The sequence below is a fragment of the Streptomyces sp. WELS2 genome (assembly GCF_013870595.1).
Taxonomy (GTDB): domain Bacteria; phylum Actinomycetota; class Actinomycetes; order Streptomycetales; family Streptomycetaceae; genus Streptomyces.
On record NZ_JACBWZ010000668.1, the window covers coordinates 1 to 3,508 of the forward strand.

Genomic DNA, 3,508 nt, shown 5'->3' on the forward strand with positions numbered 1-3,508 from the left:
CTGGCGCGTACCGCCCCGCCCCGCCGCCCCGGCCACCGAAGACGCGAACACCGACGGCGGCTGACCCCGCCGACCCCGCCCGGCCCACCCTCCCGAAAGGCACCCCAGTGAGCACCGAAGCGTACGTGTACGACGCGATCCGCACCCCGCGCGGGCGCGGCAAGGCGAACGGCGCCCTGCACGGCACGAAGCCCGTCGACCTGGTCGTCGGCCTCATCCACGAGATCCGCGACCGCTTCCCCGGCCTGGACCCGGCCGGGATCGACGACATCGTGCTCGGCGTCGTCAGCCCCATCGGCGACCAGGGCTCCGACATCGCCCGGATCGCCGCCCTCGCCGCCGGGCTGCCGGACACCGTCGCGGGCGTCCAGGAGAACCGCTTCTGTGCCTCCGGCCTGGAGGCCGTCAACCTGGCCGCCGCCAAGGTCCGGGCCGGCTGGGAGGACCTGGTGCTGGCCGGCGGCGTCGAGTCCATGTCCCGCGTCCCGATGGCCTCGGACGGCGGCGCCTGGTTCAACGACCCGATGACCAACCTCGCCGTCAACTTCGTCCCGCAGGGCATCAGCGCCGACCTGATCGCCACCATCGAGGGCTTCTCCCGCCGCGACGTGGACGAGTACGCGGCCCTGTCCCAGGAGCGCGCCGCCACCGCCTGGAAGGAGAACCGCTTCGAGCGCTCGGTGGTCCCCGTCACGGACCGCAACGGCCTGGTCGTCCTCGACCACGACGAGCACCCGCGCCCCGGCACCACCGCCGACTCCCTGGCGAAGCTCAAGCCGTCCTTCGCGGACATCGGCGATCTGGGCGGCTTCGACGCCGTCGCGCTGCAGAAGTACCACTGGGTCGAGAAGATCGACCACGTCCACCACGCGGGCAACTCCTCCGGCATCGTGGACGGCGCCGCGCTCGTCGCGATCGGCTCCCGGGAGGCCGGCGAACGCCACGGCCTCACCCCGCGCGCGCGGATCGTCTCCGCCGCCGTCTCCGGCTCCGAGCCGACCATCATGCTCACCGGCCCCGCCCCCGCCAGCCGCAAGGCCCTGGCCAAGGCCGGCCTCACCATCGACGACATCGACCTGGTCGAGATCAACGAGGCGTTCGCCGCGGTCGTCCTGCGCTACGCGAAGGACATGGGCCTGAGCCTGGACAAGATCAACGTCAACGGCGGCGCCATCGCCTTCGGTCACCCGCTCGGCGCCACCGGCGCGATGATCCTCGGCACCCTCGTCGACGAACTGGAGCGCCAGGACAAGCGCTACGGCCTCGCCACGCTGTGCGTCGGCGGCGGCATGGGCATCGCCACCATCATCGAGCGCATCTGAACTCCCCGCGGAACCAAGCGACTTCAACGGAGACGACTGTCATGACCGAGAGCACCACCATCCGCTGGGAGCAGGACGACACCGGTGTCGTCACCCTCGTCCTGGACGACCCGAACCAGTCCGCGAACACCATGAACCAGGCGTTCCGCGACTCCCTCGCCGTGATCACCGACCGGCTGGAGGCCGAGCGGGACTCCATCCGCGGCGTCATCCTCACCTCGGCCAAGAAGACCTTCTTCGCCGGCGGCGACCTGCGCGACCTCATCCGGGTCACCCCCGACACCGCGCGGGAACTGTTCGACGGCGGCCTCGCCATCAAGCGCAACCTGCGCCGCATCGAGACCCTCGGCAAACCGGTCGTCGCGGCGATCAACGGCGCGGCCCTCGGCGGCGGCTTCGAACTGGCCCTCGCCTGCCACCACCGGATCGCCCTGGACACCCCCGGCACCCGGATCGGCTGCCCCGAGGTCACCCTCGGCCTGCTCCCCGGCGGCGGCGGAGTGGTGCGCACCGTACGCCTGCTGGGCATCGCGGACGCCCTGCTGAAGGTGCTCCTGCAGGGCACCCAGTACAACGCCCGGCGCGCCCGGGACAACGGCCTGGTCCACGAGGTGGCCGAGAGCCCCGAGGAGCTGATCGCCAAGGCCCGCGCGTTCATCGACGCCCACCCCGAGTCCCGGCAGCCCTGGGACACCCCGGGCTACAAGATCCCCGGCGGCACCCCGGCCCACCCGAAGTTCGCCGCCAACCTGCCCGCCTTCCCGGCCAACCTGCGCAAGCAGACGAACGGCGCCCCCTACCCGGCCCCGCGCAACATCCTCGCCGCGGCCGTCGAGGGATCCCAGGTCGACTTCGAGACCGCCCAGGTCATCGAGGCCCGCTACTTCGTGGAACTGGCCGCCGGGCAGATCTCGAAGAACATGATCCAGGCGTTCTTCTTCGACCTCCAGGCGGTCAACTCCGGCGCCAACCGGCCGGGGGGCGTCGAGCCGCGCCGGGTGCGCAAGGTGGCCGTCCTCGGCGCCGGCATGATGGGCGCCGGCATCGCCTACGCCTGCGCCCGCGCGGGCATCGACGTCGTCCTCAAGGACGTCTCCCCGGAAGCCGCGGTCAAGGGCAAGGGCTATTCGGAGAAGCTGTGCGCCAAGGCCGTCGCCAAGGGCCGCACCAGCCAGGAGAAGGCCGACGCGCTGCTCGCCCGGATCACCCCCACGGCGGAGACGGCCGACCTCGCGGGCTGTGACGCGGTCATCGAGGCCGTGTTCGAGGACACCGCCGTCAAGCACAAGGTCTTCCAGGAGATCGAGTCGGTCGTCGCCCCCGACGCGCTGCTGTGCTCCAACACCTCCACCCTGCCGATCACCACGCTCGCCGAGGGCGTCGAGCGCCAGTCCGACTTCATCGGGCTGCACTTCTTCTCGCCGGTCGACAAGATGCCGCTGGTCGAGATCATCAAGGGCGAGCGCACCGGCGAGGAGGCCCTCGCGCGCGCCTTCGACCTGGTCCGGCAGATCAACAAGACACCGATCGTCGTCAACGACTCGCGTGGCTTCTTCACCTCCCGGGTGATCGGCCACTTCATCAACGAGGGCGTCGCCATGGTCGGCGAGGGCGTCGAGCCCGCCTCCGTGGAACAGGCCGCCGCCCAGGCCGGCTACCCCGCCAAGGTGCTCTCCCTCATGGACGAGCTGACCCTCACCCTGCCCCGCAGGATCCGGGCCGAGACCAGGCGGGCCGTGGAGGAGGCCGGCGGCACCTGGACCCCGCACCCGGCCGAGACGGTCGTGGACCGCATGGTGGACGAGTTCGGCCGCACCGGCCGCAGCGGCGGCGCCGGCTTCTACGACTACACCGAGGACGGCAAGCGGGCCGGTCTCTGGCCGGGGCTGCGCGAGCACTTCACCAAGCCCGGTCACGGCATCCCGTTCCGGGACATGCAGGAGCGCATGCTCTTCGCCGAGGCGCTCGACACCGTACGCCTGCTGGAAGAGGGCGTCCTGACCTCGGTCGCCGACGCCAACGTCGGCTCGCTCCTCGGCATCGGCTTCCCCGGCTGGACCGGCGGTGTGCTCCAGTACATCAACGGCTACGAAGGGGGCCTGCCCGGCTTCGTCGCCCGCGCGCGCGAGCTGGCCGAGCGCTACGGCGACCGGTTCGCGCCGCCCGCGCTGCTGGTGGCGAAGGCG

Annotated in this window: 2 protein-coding genes; both read left to right on the forward strand. The window is 71.7% G+C overall.

Annotated elements, in window-relative coordinates; translation table 11 throughout:
* Positions 1 to 107 precede the first annotated feature (107 nt).
* Positions 108 to 1,322 (forward strand): acetyl-CoA C-acetyltransferase, encoded by a 1,215-nt coding sequence (locus tag H5J33_RS27765; protein WP_181797578.1) that lies wholly within the window; start codon positions 108 to 110, stop codon positions 1,320 to 1,322.
* Positions 1,323 to 1,363: 41 nt separating this feature from the next.
* A partial coding sequence (locus tag H5J33_RS27770) for a 3-hydroxyacyl-CoA dehydrogenase NAD-binding domain-containing protein (protein WP_181797580.1) occupies positions 1,364 to 3,508 on the forward strand: 2,145 nt, incomplete at its 3' end.